The organism is Falsiroseomonas sp. (assembly GCF_041690465.1).
In the GTDB taxonomy this organism is placed as follows: Bacteria; Pseudomonadota; Alphaproteobacteria; order Acetobacterales; family Acetobacteraceae; genus Falsiroseomonas.
Map to the genome: position 1 here is coordinate 26321 of NZ_JAWLHG010000017.1, position 16919 is coordinate 43239.

Annotated in this window: 17 protein-coding genes; 8 read left to right on the forward strand and 9 right to left on the reverse strand. The window is 72.3% G+C overall.

Features of this window, described 5'->3' with window-relative positions:
• Positions 1 to 65: 65 nt before the first annotated feature.
• Both ACESM1_RS16975 and ACESM1_RS16980 read left to right on the forward strand, forming a co-directional pair.
• Positions 66 to 569 carry a transcriptional repressor gene (locus tag ACESM1_RS16975; RefSeq protein WP_372622020.1) on the forward strand — a complete coding sequence of 168 codons (504 nt, stop codon included), beginning with the start codon at positions 66 to 68 and terminating at the stop codon, positions 567 to 569.
• 89 nt (positions 570 to 658) lie between these two features.
• The gene (locus ACESM1_RS16980) at positions 659 to 1141 is read left to right on the forward strand and encodes a helix-turn-helix domain-containing protein (protein ID WP_372622021.1); all 483 of its coding nucleotides are present in this window, start codon (positions 659 to 661) and stop codon (positions 1139 to 1141) included.
• On the opposite strand, the gene metC is transcribed toward ACESM1_RS16980, so the two are convergent.
• Genes metC through ACESM1_RS17000 form a run of 4 tightly spaced genes read right to left on the reverse strand, consistent with a single transcriptional unit; the run spans position 1035 to position 4483 of the window.
• Positions 1035 to 2231, reverse strand: coding sequence for a cystathionine beta-lyase (metC, locus tag ACESM1_RS16985; RefSeq protein WP_372622023.1), 1197 nt, complete (start codon positions 2229 to 2231; stop codon positions 1035 to 1037). The two genes, ACESM1_RS16980 and metC, sit on opposite strands and share 107 nt — an antisense overlap.
• A 28-nt stretch (positions 2232 to 2259) precedes the next feature.
• Positions 2260 to 3111, reverse strand: coding sequence for a sulfurtransferase (locus ACESM1_RS16990; protein WP_372622025.1), 852 nt, complete (start codon positions 3109 to 3111; stop codon positions 2260 to 2262).
• 5 nt (positions 3112 to 3116) lie between these two features.
• On the reverse strand, positions 3117 to 3836 hold the full coding sequence (locus ACESM1_RS16995; RefSeq protein WP_372622027.1) for an alanyl-tRNA editing protein: 720 nt from the start codon (positions 3834 to 3836) through the stop codon (positions 3117 to 3119).
• Positions 3837 to 3838: 2 nt separating this feature from the next.
• Complete coding sequence (locus tag ACESM1_RS17000; RefSeq protein ID WP_372622029.1) at positions 3839 to 4483, reverse strand: NUDIX domain-containing protein; 645 nt, start codon at positions 4481 to 4483, stop codon at positions 3839 to 3841.
• A 37-nt stretch (positions 4484 to 4520) separates the two neighbouring features.
• Between ACESM1_RS17000 and ACESM1_RS17005 the strand changes: the two genes are divergently transcribed.
• Complete coding sequence (locus tag ACESM1_RS17005) at positions 4521 to 5447, forward strand: DMT family transporter (RefSeq protein WP_372622031.1); 927 nt, start codon at positions 4521 to 4523, stop codon at positions 5445 to 5447.
• A 10-nt stretch (positions 5448 to 5457) separates the two neighbouring features.
• On the opposite strand, the gene ACESM1_RS17010 is transcribed toward ACESM1_RS17005, so the two are convergent.
• Positions 5458 to 6678, reverse strand: a complete 1221-nt coding sequence (locus tag ACESM1_RS17010; protein ID WP_372622033.1) for an enolase C-terminal domain-like protein — start codon at positions 6676 to 6678, stop codon at positions 5458 to 5460.
• A 34-nt stretch (positions 6679 to 6712) separates the two neighbouring features.
• On the opposite strand from ACESM1_RS17010, the gene ACESM1_RS17015 reads away from it, so the two are divergent.
• Both ACESM1_RS17015 and ACESM1_RS17020 read left to right on the forward strand, forming a co-directional pair.
• Positions 6713 to 7804, forward strand: a complete 1092-nt coding sequence (locus tag ACESM1_RS17015; RefSeq protein ID WP_372622035.1) for a mandelate racemase/muconate lactonizing enzyme family protein — start codon at positions 6713 to 6715, stop codon at positions 7802 to 7804.
• 103 nt (positions 7805 to 7907) lie between these two features.
• Complete coding sequence (locus ACESM1_RS17020; RefSeq protein WP_372622037.1) at positions 7908 to 8879, forward strand: Bug family tripartite tricarboxylate transporter substrate binding protein; 972 nt, start codon at positions 7908 to 7910, stop codon at positions 8877 to 8879.
• A 21-nt stretch (positions 8880 to 8900) separates the two neighbouring features.
• Here ACESM1_RS17020 and ACESM1_RS17025 read toward each other — a convergent pair whose 3' ends face one another.
• The 4 genes from ACESM1_RS17025 to ACESM1_RS17040 form a co-directional block, all read right to left on the reverse strand.
• Positions 8901 to 10208, reverse strand: coding sequence for a tetratricopeptide repeat protein (locus tag ACESM1_RS17025; protein ID WP_372622039.1), 1308 nt, complete (start codon positions 10206 to 10208; stop codon positions 8901 to 8903).
• A 151-nt stretch (positions 10209 to 10359) separates the two neighbouring features.
• Positions 10360 to 10794, reverse strand: a complete 435-nt coding sequence (locus tag ACESM1_RS17030) for a GNAT family N-acetyltransferase (RefSeq protein ID WP_372622040.1) — start codon at positions 10792 to 10794, stop codon at positions 10360 to 10362.
• Positions 10795 to 10831: 37 nt separating this feature from the next.
• Positions 10832 to 11470, reverse strand: a complete 639-nt coding sequence (gene parA, locus ACESM1_RS17035; RefSeq protein WP_372622041.1) for a ParA family partition ATPase — start codon at positions 11468 to 11470, stop codon at positions 10832 to 10834.
• A 75-nt stretch (positions 11471 to 11545) separates the two neighbouring features.
• Positions 11546 to 12022 (reverse strand): hypothetical protein, encoded by a 477-nt coding sequence (locus tag ACESM1_RS17040; protein WP_372622043.1) that lies wholly within the window; start codon positions 12020 to 12022, stop codon positions 11546 to 11548.
• 65 nt (positions 12023 to 12087) lie between these two features.
• Here ACESM1_RS17040 and ACESM1_RS17045 point away from each other — a divergent pair, with 65 nt between their 5' ends.
• The 3 genes from ACESM1_RS17045 (at position 12088) to ACESM1_RS17055 (ending at position 16889) form a co-directional block, all read left to right on the forward strand.
• Entirely contained in the window at positions 12088 to 13503 is a 1416-nt protein-coding gene (locus ACESM1_RS17045; RefSeq protein WP_372622045.1) for an NAD(P)H-hydrate dehydratase, read from the forward strand.
• 50 nt (positions 13504 to 13553) lie between these two features.
• On the forward strand, positions 13554 to 15002 hold the full coding sequence (locus ACESM1_RS17050; RefSeq protein ID WP_372622047.1) for a malonyl-CoA decarboxylase: 1449 nt from the start codon (positions 13554 to 13556) through the stop codon (positions 15000 to 15002).
• Between the two features lie 138 nt (positions 15003 to 15140).
• Positions 15141 to 16889, forward strand: a complete 1749-nt coding sequence (locus ACESM1_RS17055; protein WP_372622048.1) for a calcium-binding protein — start codon at positions 15141 to 15143, stop codon at positions 16887 to 16889.
• Positions 16890 to 16919 lie beyond the last annotated feature (30 nt).

Here is a 16919-nt window from a genome sequence, read left to right on the forward strand (position 1 = left end):
GCGAGAGATCCGCTGCGGCGTTACAGTATATCGCCCCGCAGCAGCCGGGGCGAAAGAGGCAAGCCATGGCCGAGACGACAGAGGCAGTGCGCGGCTCCGCCGTGGCGGAAGCGGTGGATCGGGCGGAAGCGGCCTGCGTGGCGCGTGGCGTGCAGTTCACCGAGCTGCGCCGGCAGGTTCTGCGCCTGGTGCTGGAGTCGCCGCAGCCGATCGGTGCCTATGCACTGCTCGACCGGCTGCGTGCCGACCGCCCCGGCGCGGCGCCGCCCACCATCTACCGCGCGCTGGATTTCCTGCAGGAGCAGGGGCTGGTGCACCGGGTGGAGCGGCTCAACGCCTTCGTCGGCTGCGCCGGACCGGAGGCGCATCACAGCTGCGGCCATGGCCACGACCATCCGCACCAGTTCCTCATCTGCGGCCGCTGCGGCGCCACGGCGGAGATCTGCGACGAGCGGGTGGCGGAGGCGGTGGCCGAGGCGGCGCGCGCCGCCGGTTTCGTGCCCAGCCGGACCACGGTGGAGGTCGAGGGGCTTTGCGTCGCCTGTGCAGCCGCACCGGCATGCGCCTGAAATTGTTACTCTTCACGATTGTGTGAGAGTTCTTACAAGCCGTTGCTACATCGTTGCCTTTCGCGGGCCCGATGGCAGAACCGCACGCCATGCCCGATACGGCTCTCCTCCTCGCCCCCCGAGACTCAGCCATCGCGTTGCTGCGCGAACTGCGCCGCCTGAGCGAACCGATCGGGGTCCGGCACAGCGGCATCGCCTTCGATGTCGGGCTGCTGCTCTACGAGCGGGGCGAGGTGGGCATGGCGGTCGGCCAGATCACCGAGCGCACAGGCTACAGCGGCCCGACCATCCGCATGGTGCTGACGCGCCTGATGGAGGCGGACAGCGTCTGCGTCGGGCGCCGGGTCGGCCGGACCCGCTTCTACCGCCTCACGCCGCATGGCCATGCGGGCTACGACGCCTATGTCGCAGCGACCCTGGGCTTCGCCGAGCAGGCGGCCGCCTCGCTCGGCGGGCTGCGCGGGTTCAGCGCGGCAGGAGTGCCAGGGCCTGGGCCAGATCAGCCTGGAGGTCGGCAACCTCTTCCAGCCCGACATGCAGACGGACGATCTGCGCGGCAGGAGCGGGCGTGACCCGGCGAACCACGGCGAGGTTGGTGGGCAGCGCCAGGCTCTCATAGCCGCCCCAGGACGCGCCGATGCCGAACAGTTGCAGCCCGTCCACGAAGCGGAAGATCTCCTCCTGCGCATAGCGCGGCTGGAACACCACGCCGAACAGGCTGCAGGCGCCGGTGAAGTCGCGCTTCCAGATCGCGTGGCCGGGATCCTCCGGCAAGGCGGGATGGAGGATGCGGTCCACCTCCGGCCGCGCCTGCAGCCAGCGGGCGACCTCCAGCCCCGCCTTCTCCTGATGCGCCAGCCGCACGGCCATGGTGCGCGCGCCGCGCAGCGCCAGCCAGCAATCATCGGGGCTGGCATAGTGGCCCATCGCCGAGGACGCGGCGCGCACGGCGTGATGGTGTGCCTGGCTGTTCACCGTGACCGAGCCGAGCAGGATGTCGGAATGGCCGCCGACATACTTGGTCAGCGCCTGGATCGAGACGTCGCAGCCCTTCGCGAAGGGCTGGAAATGATGGATGCCCCAGGTGTTGTCGATCATCGATATCGCGCCGCGGGCGCGCGCGAGTGCCGCAAGCGCGGGCACGTCCTGTATCTCGAAGGTGTGGCTGCCGGGGCTCTCCATGTAGAGCACCCGCGTGTTGGGCCGCCACAGCGCGGCCAGCGACTCGGCGGTGGCGGTGGGGTCGTAGAAGGTGGTCTCGATCCCCCAGCCGGTCATCAGGCCCTCGGCCAGGTTGCGGGCCGGGCCATAGGCGCTGTCGGGCATGAGGCAGTGGTCGCCCGCCCTGAGGAAGGCCAGCAGCGGCACCGCGACGGCCGCGAGGCCGGTGCCGACGATGGTGCAATGCGTGCCGCCCTCTATGCCGGCGACCATGTCCTCGAGCGCGTAATGCGTCGGCCCGCCCTGGGTGCCGTAGGTCATCACCCGCTCGAAGCGGTGCTTCGCATTCTCGATCCGCGCCTCGCAGGAGGGCTGCAGCACCGTGGAGCCGCGATGGAGCGGCGGGTTGACGAAGCCGTGGCTGCGCACTGCCGGGCGGGAGCCATGTGTCAGCCGCGTGCCGAAGCCACGCCGCGCGCCGGGAGAGGTCACGTCATCCATCACGCGGTTGCCTTCGGGGTTGTGCTGCTCATGGGTTCGACGCCTTCGGCGTCTCGGGCCGCGATGCCCATTCCGTCCAGGAGCCGTCATAGACGGCCGGCTCGGGCAGCCCTGCGCGTACCGCGCCGAGCGCGAGGACACAGGCGGTGACGCCGGTGCCGCAGGAGGTGACGAGCGGGCGCGTGTCGTCGGCGCCGCGGGCCTCGAACAGGGCGCGGATCGCGGCAGCGTCCTTCATGGTGCCGTCGGCATTCAGCAACTCGGTGAAGGGCATGCTCGCCGCACCGGGCATGTGGCCGGAGGCGATGCCGGCACGCGGCTCGGGCGCCTTGCCGTCGAAGCGGGCCTTGCTGCGGGCGTCGAGGATCAGCGCCTCGCCGCCGCCCTGGCGGACGATGCGCTTCATGTCGCCGATGCCGGCCAGCCGCCGCGCGATCAGGTCCGGCACGAAGGTGGCGCGCTGCGGCGGCGCGGGTTCGCCCGACTCCAGCCTGCGCCCTTCGGCCTTCCACTTCGGCAGGCCGCCATCCAGCACCGCCACCGCCTCATGCCCGAACAGCCGCAGCAGCCACCAGATGCGCGGCGAGGATTGCAGCCCCTTCTGGTCATAGGCGACGACGCGCGACGCATTGGAGATGCCGAGCGCGCCGGCCACCTTCGCGAAGCGCGCCGGCGTCGGGACCATGTGCGGCAACGGGTCCTCGATGTCGGCCAGCTCGTCGAGGTCGGCGAAGCGGCTGCCCGGGATGTGCGCCTTCAGGAACTCGGTGCGGCCGTCGAGCGGTGCCTCGTTCGGCAGGTATTTCGTGCAGTCCAGCAGGACGAGGTCGGGCTTGCCGAGCTCGCCGGCCAGCCACTCGGTCGAGACGAGATTGTCCATCGCGCTCACTCCGCCAGGATGAAGTGGATGCGCCGGTTCTGCCGGCCCTTGCTCTCGAGCTTCGTCACCTCGACGCGCCCGATCTCGCCGGTCGAGCGCACATGCGTGCCGCCGCAGGGCTGCAGGTCCACCTGCTGCGCCTCGGTGCCGATGCGCACCAGCCGCACCCGGCCCGCGCCGCGCGGCGGCTGCACCGAGAGGGTGCGCACCAGCTGCGGGTTGGCATCGAGCTCGGCCTCGGTGATCCAGCTGGCGCCGACCGGATGGTCCCCGGCGATCAGCGCGTTCAGCTTCTCGCCGAACCACTCCTTCGAGGGCGGCTCCGGCAGGTCGAAATCGAGGCGGGATTTCTCGGCGCCGATCTGGTTGCCGGTGGCGTAGATGCCGGGCAGCACGCTGCACAGCAGATGCATCGTGGTGTGCATGCGCATGTGCCGGTGCCGCCGCGCCCAGTCGAGGGTGACGGTCACCTCCGCGCCGATCGGCGGCGGCACGGCGCCGGGGGCGAGGGTGTGGATGATCGCGCCCTCCTCGCCCTTGATCGCCTCGGGCACCGCGACCTCGCCGCCGCTCCAGGCGAGCGCACCGGAATCGCCGGGCTGCCCGCCGCTGCGGGCGTAGAGCACCGTGCGGTCCAGGATCACGCCGCGCTCCTCATGCGCGAGCACGCGCGCCGTCGCCTCGCGCAGATAGGCATCGGCGGTGAAGAGCTGTTCGGTCGCCATCGTCATGTCCATTCGGTGCGCAGCCTGGCGCGATGCAGTTGAAGCCAAAGCAGCGCCAGCGCGGTGGGGGCGCCGTCCACCCGGTTCTCCGCGACCAGGCGGAAAGCGTGCTCGGCCGGCAGCACCACCACGCGCGTCTCCTCGTGCTCGGCGTCGAGGCCGTGGGTGTCGGCTTCCTTGGCCGAGAGGTCCACATGCGCACAGTAGAAATGCACCACCTCGTCGCAGCCGCCGGGCATCAGCAGGAAGGGGCCGATGGGGGCCATGGCCCGCGCCTCCAGCCCCGCCTCCTCGCGCAGCTCGCGGATACCGGCGAGGCGCGGATCCTCCGCCGTGTCGAGCAGCCCGGCGGGGAGTTCGGTCTGCACCCCGTTGAGGCCCGCGGCATGGGCGGGCAGGCGGAACTGCTCGATCAGCGCGACGCGGTCGGTGCGCGGGTCGTAGGGCAGGATCACCACGCCGCGGCCACGCCGCCAGAGCTCCCAGGTCAGCGGGCCGGAGAGGCTGCCGTCGAAACGGGTGTAGCGGAAGCGCACGCGCTGCATGGCGAAGCGGTTGCCGAACACCACCTCGTCCTCCTCCACGGCAAGGCCCGGCGCGGGCGGGATCGGCGGCGCTTTCGGGTGGCGTGGCGGGCTGGCGCTCATTCGCGGGGGAAACTAGCCTCGGGTGTCAGGAAGGTCCATGTCCTCACCCGATCCGGCGGCGATCGCCGTCGCGCAGCAGCGCGCCACTGCAGACGCGCGGAAGCGCGCCATCCTGCTCGTGCTGGGCGCCTCGGCGACCTTCACCCTGGCGGCGGCCGCCGTGAAGGCGCTGGGTGGCGCCATCCCGATGGCGCAGCTCATCCTGTTCCGCAACCTGCTCGCCCTGCCGCTGCTGTTCCTGATGCTGATGCAGGTGGGCGGGCTGGCGCTGCTGCGGCCGCGCTTCCCGGGGATGCACGCGCTGCGCATCCTCTTCGGCATGAGCGGCATGGTCGGCGCCTTCGCGGGCTACACCTACCTGCCGCTGGCGACCGCGACGGTGCTGGGCTTCACCATGCCGCTGTTCCTGACGGCGCTGTCCGTCGTGCTGCTCGGCGAGCGGGTGGGCTGGCGGCGATGGACAGCGGTGGGGGTCGGCTTCGCCGGCGTGCTGCTGGTGGCGCGGCCGGGGGCGGATGCGGCGGCGCTGCCGCTCGGCCCGGTGCTGCTGGTGCTGCTGGGCGCGCTGGGATGGGCGCTGGCGATGATGACCATTCGCCGGCTGGGCGAGGCGGGCGAGCATGGCGTGACCATCGTCATCTGGTTCGCGATCGGCTCCGCGGTGCTGGCGGGGATGGCGACGATCCCCGTCTGGGTGGAGCCGACGCCGCGCGAATGGCTGCTTCTGGGCGCGATCGGCGTGGTCTCCGCGGTCGCGCAGCTGTTGATGACGGAGGCCTATCGGCGGGGCGAGACCACGCTGCTGGCGCCCTTCGAGTATGCGGGGCTGGTCTGGACCATGCTGCTGGGCGCGCTGATCTGGGCGGAGTGGCCCGGCGTGGTGGATCTCGCGGGCTTCGCGGTGCTGGTCGGCGCGGGGCTGTTCATCTGGTGGCGCGAGACGCGGCTGGGGGTGCGGCGCTGAGGCGCCTGGCTCACATGCCGGACGCGGCTTCCGGGGCGAGCTCCCGCATCACGGCGTAGAGCGCGGACTGCCCTTCGAAGCCGATGCCCGGCAGGTCCGGCAGCCGCATCCATCCATCCTCGACGCGGGCATCGTCGGTGTAGCCGGCGAAGGGCCCGAAGACGCCGGGATAGGCCTCGCATCCGCCGAGCCCGAGGCCGCCGACGCAGGCGAGCGACATCAGGTTGCCGCCATGCGGGAAGATCTGCGCCCGCGAGAAGCCGGCCGCTTCCGCCATCGCGACGATCCGCGCGAAGGTTGCGAGGCCGTAGGCCTGCGGCGGATCGACCTGCAGGATGTCGCGGTCGGGGCGCAGACCGCCGAAGCGGATCAGGTTGGCGACATCCTGCGGGCTGTAGAGATTCTCGGCGCTGCCGATGGGGTGCGGGTAGCGGGCGCAGATCTCGGCGTAGAGCGCGAAGTCGAGCGGCGGCGCCGGCTCCTCGAACCAGCGCAGGCCGAAGGGGGCGAGCATCTCCGCATAGGCGAAGGCGCGGTCGCGGTCGAAGGCGCCGTTGGCGTCCACCGCGACATTGCTGCCGGCGCCGGCCACCTCGACCACGGCGGCGATGCGCTCCCGGTCCTCGGCGAGCGGCAGGCCGCCGACCTTGGTCTTGATCATCACATAGCCGGCATCGCGGTGACGCTTCATCTCGTTGCGCACATCGTCGAGCGTCTGGCCCGGCAGGTACCAGCCGCCGCCGACATAGCAGAACACCTTTCCGCCCGGCGTGCCGGGGCCGTAGCGGCGCGCGAGCAGCGCGTGCAGCGGCAGGCCGCGCGCCTTCGCCGCGGCATCCCACAGCGCGGTCTCGATGGTGCCGATCGGGATGGCGCGCTCGGCGTCGCCGCCGGGCTTCTCGCGCTTCGACATCACCGCGAGGCAGCGCTCGGGATCGATGATGCCGTCGGCGTCCAGCAGCGTGTCGGGCGCGGCGGCGAGCAGGCGCGGGATGAAGCGCGTGCGCATCGGCTCGCCGCAGGCATAGCGGCCGGTCGCGTTGAAGGCGAAGCCGACCACGCGGCGGCCATCGCGCAACCGGTCGGTGATCACCGCGACGACGGAGGTGGTCATTTCCGAGAAATCGAACACCGCATTGCGCATCGCCGAGCGGATCGGCACCGCCGTCTCACGGATCTCCAGGATGCGCATCGTGTTCCACCAGCCCTCGACACCCCGATCCGACGCCAACTAGGATCGCGCCGCAAGAGGGGCGCCGCGGCCGATGAAGATCAGCAGCATCGAGACCATCCCGCTGCGGATTCCCTTCACGCATGGCGGTCCGCCGCCGGCCTTCGCCGGCCGCCCGCGCACCACCATGGACACGCTGCTGATCCGCATCGAGAGCGATGCCGGCCTTGTCGGCTGGGGCGATGGCTTCGGCGCGCTGATCTGGCCGGCGACGCGGCTGGTGGTGGAGGAACTGGTCGCGCCGCTGCTGATCGGCGCGGAACTCGGCGATCCGGCGGCGATGTCGCAGCGGCTGCAGGTGACGCTGCACAATCTCGGGCGTGGCGGGCCGACGATGTTCGCGCTCTCCGGCGTGGACATCGCGCTGTGGGACCTGGCGGCCAAGGCGCAGGGAAAGCCACTGCACGCGCTGCTCGGCGGCGCGCGGCGGCAGAGCCTGGATGCCTATGCGAGCCTGCTGCGCTACGGCGATCCGACGCTGGTCGCGGCAGGGGTGGAGCGCGCGCTGGCGGCCGGCTACCGCCAGGTGAAGCTGCACGAGATCCGCCACGATGCGATCGCCGCGGCGCGCAAGGCGGCGGGCGCCGATGTGCCGATCATGGTGGATGTGAACTGCGCCTGGCGCGGCGACGAGGCGGTGGAGAATGCACGGCGCATCGCCGCCATCGCGCCGCTCTGGGTCGAGGAGCCGGCCTGGCCGCCGGAGGACCATGCCACGCTTGCCCGCGTGCGGCGCGAGGCGGGGGTCGCCGTGGCGGCGGGCGAGACGTCGGTCTGCGCGCCGGATCTGGCACAGATGGTGGCAGCGGGCGCGGTGGATTTTGCGCAGCCGAGCGTCACGAAGATCGGCGGCATCACTGGCTTCTTGGAGGCGGCGGCGGCGGCGGCGCAGCATGGCGTGCGCCTCGCGCCGCACTCGGCCTATTTCGGGCCCGGCTTTGCGGCGACGCTGCACCTGCTCGCCGCTGCCGAACGCGAGACGGTGATCGAGCGGTTCTTCGTGGATCTGGAGGCCACGCCCTTCGCGGGCCAGCTCGATGTGGTCGGCGGCCGCGTCGCGGTGCCGCAGGGGCCTGGCCTCGGGGTGGAGCCGGAGCCGGACTTGATCGCGCGGTTCCGCGTGTGACAGGCAACGCGCGGTTCCGCGCGTGAAGGAAAGGCGCGCGGTTCCGCGCGTGAAGGAAGGTCGCGCGGTTCCGCGCGTGAACCAGAACAGGGAGGCAAGACGCATGCGCAGACGGGATATCGGAATGCTGGCGGCGGCGATGGCGGGCCTCGGCGCGGCGCCGGCGCGCGCGCAGGCGTGGCCCACCAGGGCGGTGCGGGTGATCGTGCCCTACTCGGCCGGCGGCGCGACCGACATCGTTGCCCGGATCGTGACGGAAGCCGCGGGCCGGGAGGCCGGGCAGTCATTCGTGGTGGAGAACCGCGGCGGCGGCGCCAGCATCCCCGGCACCCAGGCCGTCGCGACGGCGCCGCCCGATGGCTACACGCTCGGCTTCATCGACACCGCGCTGGTGATCAATCCGGGCCTGTTCGGCCCGCGGCTGCCCTATGACGCCATGCGTGACCTGGCGCCGGTCGGGCTGGTCGCGACGTCGCCGCTGGTGTTCCTGGCACATCCCGACGTGCCGGCGCGCTCCCTTGCGGAGGCGACCGCTCGCATCCGCGACCGGGCGGGGCAGAGCAATATCGGCCATGCGGGGAACGGCACGGCGATCCACCTGGCCTCCGCGCAGCTGCTGCTGGCGGCCGATGCGCAGGCGGCGCTGGTGGCTTATCGCGGCGGCGGGCCGATGCTGACGGCGGCGCTGGCGCATGAGGTGGATTACGTCTTCTCCTCGATCCCCGCCTGCAAGCCGCATATCGAGGCCGGCCGCCTGCGCGCCCTGGCGGTGACCGGCGCACGGCGCAGCGCGGTGCTGCCCGAGGTGCCGACCTTCGCCGAGTCCGGCCTGCCGGCGGTGGATGCGCAACCCTTCTTCGGCGTGGTGGCGCCCGCGGGCACCCCGGCCGAGGTGCTGGAGCGCGCCAATGCGCTGCTGGTGCGCCAGGCGAGCAAGCCCGCCATCGCCGCGCGCCTCGCCGGGATCGGCTACGAGGTCGCCGCCACCGACCGCGCCCGCTTCGCCGCCATCATCCAGGCCGACACCGCGAAATGGACCGAGGTGATCCGGCGCAGCAACATCACCGTGGATTGATCGCGCCGCGCCGCCCGCGCATCACGCGTGGGCGGCCTTAGCCACCATCCGCGCGACGCGCTGCGTCAGCGGATGCGCGGGATGCGCGGCCTTCAGCACCGCCAGGTGCGCCTCCGCCGTCGCACGGTCGCCATTCGCGAGCGCGGCCTCGGCCAGGCGCTGCTGCGCCATGGGATGCGCCGGGTCGGCACGCAGCGCGGCGCGCCAGGCGGTGCGTGCGCCGTCATGCTCGCCGAGCCGCTCGCGCAGGCGGCCGATGCTGGATTGCAGTTGCGCCTCGCGGGCCATCGCCGCCTCGGTCTCGCGCAGGATCAGGGTAAGGGCGGCTGTCAGCGCGGCGGCGCGGTCGATCGGCGAGGCGGCGGCGGCGGGCGCCGCGCCCTCGGGCACCGCCATCGGCGCGAAGAGGCTCGGGCGGTCGGGGAACCAGCGGCGGCGCACCGCTTCGTTCACCGCGGCGAAGCGGGCGAGGAAGGCGGCGGCCTCGGCCGGGCCGGGCTTCCAGCCGCGGCCGGGCAGGTGCTCGTTCGCCGCCTGGACGAAGCGGCGCCAGAGGGGCGAGGAGCCGTTGAGGCCGGCCGGCGTCGCCGTCAGCGCCTCCGCCATGGCGCGCACCAGGTCGATGCCGCCGGGTGTCAGCGAGAGGTTGCTCTGGCGGTCGGGGTCGTCCTTCGGCACCTCGAGCGGAATGCCGCAGAAGGCGAGGAAGTCGTCCACCACGTCGCGGTTCAGCAGGCTTTCCGGCTCGAAGATGCGGGGCTGCACCGCGGCCTCCCCGAAGACCCGCGCCCAGAGGTCGAGGATGGCGTGGTAGTCGTAGTCGCGCCGCTGCTCCGGCCCGGCCGGGGGCAGCATCGGCGGGCCGACATGGCCGACGCGCAGCGCCTGAGTGTAGCCGGAGGCGAAGTGGCTGTCCTGCCGGCGCAGATACATCACCACCCGCACGCTGCCGACATGCGGCGCCAGCAGGTCGCGCAGCGCGCCGAGGCTCTCCTCGGTGTCGAGCAGGCCGGACATCTGCTCGGCCGAGATCAGCAGCAGCCTGGTAGAGGCGGGCAGCGCGGCGAGTTCGGCCGCGAAGGCGGCGCGGAAGCGGGCGAGGCGGGCGGCGGGCGCCAGGCCCTCCCACACATTCGGATGGAAGTGGCCGAGCCGCTCCAGCGGCACCAGCGAGGCCGGCAGCAGCCCGTGGTTCGCCCAGCCCGGCGAGAGCGGATAGCAGACGCCGAGCCCCGCAAGTGCCTCCCGCCGCGCGCCGAGCACGCGCTGGATCGAGGAGGTGCCGGTCTTGGACTGGCCGATGTGGAGGATGAGATCCGGTTTGGGCATGCGCCGTTCTACGACATGGTCGAGGCCGATGCAGCCCGTCCGGGTCGCGCATGCGGCCCCGCGCACAGCGCGGGCTTGCCCGTCCGTGGGCCAGTGCGTGGGCGCGAAGCCAAGCCGCGGGATGCCTCAGGCGCCCGCGCCTGAGGCATCATCAGAGACTCTTCCTGAACCAAAGGCGGGAATGGCCGGCGGGCATGCCGTCCAGCCGGCCGAACTCGGCATAGCCGTTGCGCTGCCAGAAATCCGGCGCCTGGAAGGAGAAGGTGTCGGTGTAGGCATGGGCGCAGCCGCGTTCGCGCGCGATCGCCTCGGCGCGGCGCAGCAGCTCCGACCCCAGGCCGAGGCCGCGGGCCTCGCGCGCCAGCCAGAGCCAGTCGATGAACAGCCAGCCCCAGAAGGTGAGGCCGAGCAGGCCGCCGCGCACCGTGCCGCCGGGCGCGCGGGCCAGCAGGGTCACCGGCTCGCGGTCATAGTCGCCGCCCATCTCCTGGTTGAAGGCGTGCAGCCCGCGCTGGATGGCCGCCACCGCGTCCAGCTCCGGGAAGGCGTCCTCGACGATCTCGATGTCGTTCTTCTTCTCGCTCATGCCGTCTCGTCGCACCGGGCCGCGCAGGAGTCCACGTTCAACGCCGCGGCGCCAGCCCCTTCAGCGCGGCGGCCAGTGCGCGCACCTCCTCCGCCGCGAGCGAGCGCGGCGCGGCCTCGGTCACGCCGAGTCCGGCGGCGAAGGCGCTGGCGAAACCGGTGCGATTGCCGAGGGTCGCATCGAGCAGCGTCAGCCCCTGGGCGCGCAGCTGCTGCGCCACCTGCTCGGCGAGCTTTCCCTGCGCCGGCACGCGGTTCAGCGCCACCGCGACCGGCCGGCGCTCGGCCCTGGCGAGATCGAGCGTCGCGCCGGTGGCCCAGAGGTCAGCCGGCGAGGGCTGCAGCGGGACCAGGACCAGATCGGCGGCGCGGATCGCGATGCGGGCATCGGTGTCGTCGTGCGGGGGGGTGTCGAGCAGGATGACGTCGTGGCTGCGGCGCAGCTTGTCGCAGGCGGCGGGCACCCGCCAGCCGGCCGGCGCGTCGAAGGCCAGCAGGCCGGCGCGGCTTCCCGCGCGCGCGCGCTCGCCATGCCAGTGGCTGAGCGTCTTCTGCGGATCGGTGTCGAGCAGCGCCACCCGCTCGCCCTGGCCGGCGAAGGCCGCGGCGAGGTTGGCGGCAAGGGTGGACTTGCCCGCACCGCCCTTGCGCTGCGCGACGGCGACGATGAAGGCCATGGGTGCTGCTCCGCACGGTCATTGTGCGGTGCGGGATATAGCAGCCGCGGCCCCCTTGGCCCAAACGTCGCGACGTCAGCGGACCACGGGTGGCACGTCGCTGAGTGAAGGTCCCTCGCCGGGGCGCGGCGGGATGACGTCGCGATCGGTGAAGATGCCGGTCGAGTCGTCCGGCCGGACGGCGCCGGGCAGGGCCGGGCCGCCGAGCACTTCGTGGCCGGGGGGCGGGCTGCGGCCCGCGCCGGGCACCTGCACGCCGCCGATTCCGAGTTCCGGGGTCGGCGCGACGCCGCGGATGTGGTCGGTGCTCTGCGTCTCCGGCGCGCCGGCACCGGTGTCCCCGGTCTCGGCGTCCGGCGTCAGGCGCGGTGCGAGCAGCGGGCCTTCCGGGCCCTGGAAGCTGTTGCCCGGCGGAATGGAGGGCGGCAGCTGGCTGCTGACCGCGGGGGCATCGGGGCCGGAGCGGAGGGCCTCGCGCGGGTCGGCCTCGCGCTGGGCCTGGGCGGATCCTGCGGCAAGGAGCAGCAGGGCGAGCGGCACATGTCGGATCATGCGGGGTTAGCGCGCCGCCAAGGGGCGGGTTCGCTGCGATCCGCAGAGGCGATAGGCTGGGCACGATGGAGGAACTGCTCACCCCGGCCGAGATGGCGCGCGCGGATGCGGCGGCGATCGCCGGCGGCGTGCCGTGCATCGTGCTGATGGAGGCCGCGGGGCGCGCCGTGGCGCGGGCGGCGATGCGGCGCTTCCGGCCGTGCCGGACGCTGGTGCTGGCCGGGCCGGGCAACAATGGCGGCGATGGCTGGGCGGCGGCGCGGCTGCTGGAGCAGGCGGGCTGGCCGGTGGCGGTCGCGCCGCTGGCGCCGCCGCGCGCCGGCACCGATGCGGCGCTTGCGGCGGCGCGCTGGCGCGGGAAGGTGGTGGCGTTCTCCGCCGCCGAGGCGGCGCGGGCGGGGCTGGTGATCGACGCGGTGTTCGGCGCCGGGCTGTCGAAGCCGGTCGAGGGGCGCGCGGCGGAGGTGCTGGCCGCGCTCGCCGGCCCCGTCCTGGCGGTGGATGTGCCTTCCGGCGTGGATGGCGCGACCGGGGCGGTGCGGGGCGTGGCGCCGCAGGCGGCGCTGACCGTGACGTTCTTCCGCCGCAAGCCCGGGCATCTTCTGCTGCCCGGCCGCGATCTCTGCGGCGAGACGGTGCTTGCCGGGATCGCGCTGCCGGCCACCGTGCTGCCTGCCATCGCGCCCCGCGCCTGGCGCAACGGGCCGCATCTCTGGCGCATCCCACGGCCCGGCGCAGCGAGCCACAAATACGCGCGCGGCCATGTCGCGGTGGCCGCCGGGCCGGGCATGACGGGTGCGGCGCGGCTGGTCGCCGCCGGCGCCCGGAGGGCGGGGGCGGGGCTGCTGAGCATCGCCGCGCCCGATGAGGCGACCGCCGCGGTGCTGCGCGCCGGCGATCCGGGCGTGATCGTCGTCGCCGATCGCGCTGCGCTGCTCGCCGATCCGCGAATCGGCGTCTGGGTGCTCGGCCCCGGGCTGCCGCCGGATGCGGCCACGCTGGCGCTGCTGCGCCAGACGGTGGCAGCGGGCCGGCAGGTGGTGGCCGATGCCGGGGCGGTGCGCGCGGCGTCGGGCGATGCGGCGGCGCTCGCCGGGGTGGCGATCCTGACCCCGCATGCCGGCGAGTTCGCCGCGGTGTTCGGCCCGCCGGGTGCCGACCGCCCCGCCGCGGTTCGCGCCGCCGCGGCGGCGACCGGCGCGGTGGTGGTGCTGAAGGGGGCCGACACGCTGATCGCGGCGCCCGACGGGCGGCTCGCGATCAACGACAACGCGCCGCCCTGGCTGGCCACCGGCGGCACCGGCGACGTGCTGGCCGGCGTCGCGGCGGCGCTGCTCGCCCAGGGCATGGCGCCCTTCGAGGCCGCGGCCGCCGCCGTCCACCTGCATGGCGCGGCGGCCCGCCTGGCAGGCCCAGGTCTGCTGGCGGAGGACCTGCCGCGTGCGATTCCGGCTGCGCTCGCAACCTTATGGCTCGATTGAAGCGGCGCCTTCGGTCACTATCTGCTTGAAACATGCGGTAAGGATCCGTGATGTCCGATCTGGCGGAGGGCCCCGGCCTGCTTGACCGAGCGCTCCGGCGCGTCACGGCCCTCTGGCGCGACATGGCCGGCCCCGCCGCGTCGGGGAACGGGTTCGCCGAGCAGATGCGTGCCTGCCTGGAGGCGCGCGGCGGCGAGGTTTCGGCCCGTGCGCGCGCGGCGGGCCTGGCGCAGGCATACCTGGTGGCCGACCATGCCGGGCGGGACGAGTTCCTGCGTGCCCTGGCCTCCTTCGATTCCGACCACGAGGCGGTGCGTCGGGCCTGGGAGGGTGTGGCCGCCGCGAACGGCGCGGCCGAGCGCGCCGCGGCACAGGCCCGGCTGCGCCGGGCGCTGGAGCCGCCGCGGTTGCGGCTGCTCACGCAGTTCACCGCCATCCCCGACGGAGTGAAGTTCATGGTGGATCTGCGCGCCGACCTGCTGGCGCGGATGAAGGGCGACCCGCTGCTGGAGGCGCTGGAAGGCGACCTGCGCAACCTGCTCGCCGCCTGGTTCGATGTCGGCTTCCTGGAACTGCGGCGGATCGACTGGTCCTCTCCCGCTTCGTTGCTGGAGAAGCTGGTGGGCTACGAGGCGGTGCACCGCATCCGCACCTGGCGCGACCTGAAGAACCGGCTGGATTCCGATCGCCGCTGCTACGCCTTCTTCCACCCCCGCATGCCGCAGGAGCCGCTGATCTTCGTCGAGGTCGCGCTGGTCAAGGGCATGGCGGGGAATGTGCAGCGGCTGCTGGACGAGAAGGAGCCGGTGCTGGACCCGAAGCAGGCCGACACCGCGATCTTCTACTCGATCAACAACTGCCAGCGCGGGCTGGACGGGATCAGCTTCGGCAACTTCCTGATCAAGCGCGTGGTCGCGCTGCTGGCCGACGAGTTCCGCAACCTGAAGAGCTTCGCCACCCTCTCGCCCATCCCCGGCTTCCGCCGCTGGCTGGAGGAGCGCATCGCCGCCGGCGACGCCACGCTGCTGACCGGGGACGAGGCCGGGGCGCTGCGCGAAGCCGCGCCGCCGGACCTGGCGCTGCCCGCGCCCGCGGCGGAGGGCGAGGTGCTGGAGGCGGCGCAGCTTGAGGAGGCGCCGGCGCAGACCCTGGCCAGGCTGCTGGCCCGCCGTGCCGTGGCGCGGGAGGAGCCGGTGGCGAAGCTGCTCGATCCCGTGCTTTCGCGTGCCTGCGCCCGCTACCTGCTTGCGGAGAATGGCCGCGGCGGCAAGCGCGCGCGCGACCCGGTGGCGCATTTCCACCTCTCCAACGGCGCGCGGGTGGAACGGCTCAACCCACGCGGCGACCTCAGCGAGAAGGGCTGGCGGGAGAGTGCCGGGATGATGGTGAACTACCTCTACGATCCCGCCAAGATCGAGGACTACCACGAGGACTATGCCGGGGAGGGCAAGCGCGCCGCCTCCTCCGCGGTGCGGCGCCTGGCGAAGGGCTTCATCTAGACACGCACGCTCGGGAACAACTGAAACGCGTCGCGCAACAGTTGTTGCGGCAGCAAAATGCGCCGGCAAGGTTACGCCGCCAGAAGGTCTCCCGCAGGCCCGGATGTCCCGGGCCGATCCGGACGCGGGAGACGCGACATGGCGACCACGAGCATCACCTTCGGCGACGAGAACGACCATTTCAGCGGCCAGGCCTACGAAGACGACCTGATCGTGCAGATGGGCGGCGGCCACGACTTCGCCGAGGCGGGGCAGGGAACGAACCTGTTCTACCTGGGCAAGGGCAACGACTACTACGCCGCCACCAACACCATCGGTGGCCCCTTCGACACCAACCCGAAGACCTCGGGCAGTTCCACGGTGTACGGCGGCGAGGGCAACGACACCTTCGACTTCTACAACTCCGACGGCGTCCTGCACGGCGGCCTCGGCAACGACCGCTACATCATCGACGGCGACGACCATCAGGTGAGCGTCGTCGAGAACGCGAACGAGGGCACCGACACGATCGAGATCAGCCTCTGGAGCAATGACACCTACCACATCCCGCAGAACGTCGAGAACCTGCAGGTCACCGACGTCTGGTACTGGGGCTTCTTCAGCGACAGCTGGGATACCACCGACGGGAAGTACGACCACGGCAAGGCGGATGTCGGCGTCAAGATCGTCGGCAATGCGGTGGACAACGTCATCACCGGCAGCGACATGCTCGACACGCTGCAGGGCGGCGAGGGCGCCGACACGCTGCGCGGCGGGGTCTCCGCCGACAAGCTCTACGGCGAGAACGGCAACGACCACCTCCAAGGCGATCACGGCAACGACACCCTCTCGGGCGGCGCCGGACACGACAAGCTCTACGGCGGTGCCGGCCATGACCTGATCGACGGTGGCGCCGAGAACGACACCATCGACGGCGGCTCGGGCAACGACGTCATCCACGGCGCCGCCGGCAACGACTACATCAACGGCGGCGTCGGCGCCGACACGATGAACGGTGGCGAGGGCAACGACACCTACATCGTGATGGATGCGACCGACGTGGTTGTCGAGGCCGCCGGCGCCGGCACCGACACGGTGGTCACGCGCGTCACCTCCTACACGCTCGGCGCCAATGTCGAGAACCTGACCTTCCAGGGCAGCGCGGCCGCGCAGGGCAACGGCAACGCGCTGGGCAACGTGATGCGCGGCAGCGCCGGCGCCGACAGCCTGAACGGGCTCGACGGCAACGACCAGCTCTTCGGCAACGATGGCGCCGACCAGCTGAAGGGCGGCAATGGCGACGACTATGCCAATGGCGGCAACGGCATCGACAGCCTCCATGGTGAGGCCGGCAACGACCGTCTCTACGGGATGGGGGACGCCGACTACGTCACCGGCGGCGACGGCAACGACACGATCGACGGCGGAACCGGCAACGACAATCTCCACGGCGATGCCGGCAACGACAGCATGCTTGGCGGAGCCGGAAACGACCTGATCCAGGGCGGCAGCGGCAACGACATCATCCGCGGCGGCGAGGGCAACGACAACATCTATGGCGGCCTCGGCGCCGACAAGCTCTACGGCGAGGTCGGCATGGACCGCTTCTGCTACCAGAGCCTTTCGGAGAGCAACACCGCGAACGGCCGGGACTTCATCTACGGTTTCGAGCAGGGACAGGACAAGATCGACCTCACCTGGATCGACGCCAACACGACGCTCGCGGGCAACCAGGCCTTCGCCTTCACCGGGTCGGGCGCCTTCTTCCAGAGCCCGGGCGATCTCTGGGTGAGCTCGACGCTGGTCGGCAGCAACGTGAACATGGACGTGAACGGCGACGGCCTGGCCGACATGTCCATGACCGTGGTCGGCGTGTGGAACCTGACGGCGAGCGACTTCGCGCTCTGAAACGGGACCGATGCGGGAAGCGGCGGCGGC

What these genes read in the sequence shown, in the direction of transcription:
- ACESM1_RS17000 (WP_372622029.1), bottom strand. Translation starts at nt 4,483, where the DNA reads ATGAGCGCCAGCCCGCCACGCCACCCGAAAGCGCCGCCGATCCCGCCC.
- metC (WP_372622023.1), bottom strand. Translation starts at nt 2,231, where the DNA reads ATGGATGACGTGACCTCTCCCGGCGCGCGGCGTGGCTTCGGCACGCGG.
- ACESM1_RS17045 (WP_372622045.1), top strand. Translation starts at nt 12,088, where the DNA reads ATGGAGGAACTGCTCACCCCGGCCGAGATGGCGCGCGCGGATGCGGCG.
- parA (WP_372622041.1), bottom strand. Translation starts at nt 11,470, where the DNA reads ATGGCCTTCATCGTCGCCGTCGCGCAGCGCAAGGGCGGTGCGGGCAAG.
- ACESM1_RS17015 (WP_372622035.1), top strand. Translation starts at nt 6,713, where the DNA reads ATGAAGATCAGCAGCATCGAGACCATCCCGCTGCGGATTCCCTTCACG.
- ACESM1_RS16975 (WP_372622020.1), top strand. Translation starts at nt 66, where the DNA reads ATGGCCGAGACGACAGAGGCAGTGCGCGGCTCCGCCGTGGCGGAAGCG.
- ACESM1_RS17040 (WP_372622043.1), bottom strand. Translation starts at nt 12,022, where the DNA reads ATGATCCGACATGTGCCGCTCGCCCTGCTGCTCCTTGCCGCAGGATCC.
- ACESM1_RS17020 (WP_372622037.1), top strand. Translation starts at nt 7,908, where the DNA reads ATGCGCAGACGGGATATCGGAATGCTGGCGGCGGCGATGGCGGGCCTC.
- ACESM1_RS17050 (WP_372622047.1), top strand. Translation starts at nt 13,554, where the DNA reads ATGTCCGATCTGGCGGAGGGCCCCGGCCTGCTTGACCGAGCGCTCCGG.
- ACESM1_RS17005 (WP_372622031.1), top strand. Translation starts at nt 4,521, where the DNA reads ATGTCCTCACCCGATCCGGCGGCGATCGCCGTCGCGCAGCAGCGCGCC.
- ACESM1_RS16990 (WP_372622025.1), bottom strand. Translation starts at nt 3,111, where the DNA reads ATGGACAATCTCGTCTCGACCGAGTGGCTGGCCGGCGAGCTCGGCAAG.
- ACESM1_RS17030 (WP_372622040.1), bottom strand. Translation starts at nt 10,794, where the DNA reads ATGAGCGAGAAGAAGAACGACATCGAGATCGTCGAGGACGCCTTCCCG.
- ACESM1_RS17025 (WP_372622039.1), bottom strand. Translation starts at nt 10,208, where the DNA reads ATGCCCAAACCGGATCTCATCCTCCACATCGGCCAGTCCAAGACCGGC.
- ACESM1_RS17055 (WP_372622048.1), top strand. Translation starts at nt 15,141, where the DNA reads ATGGCGACCACGAGCATCACCTTCGGCGACGAGAACGACCATTTCAGC.
- ACESM1_RS16980 (WP_372622021.1), top strand. Translation starts at nt 659, where the DNA reads ATGCCCGATACGGCTCTCCTCCTCGCCCCCCGAGACTCAGCCATCGCG.
- ACESM1_RS16995 (WP_372622027.1), bottom strand. Translation starts at nt 3,836, where the DNA reads ATGGCGACCGAACAGCTCTTCACCGCCGATGCCTATCTGCGCGAGGCG.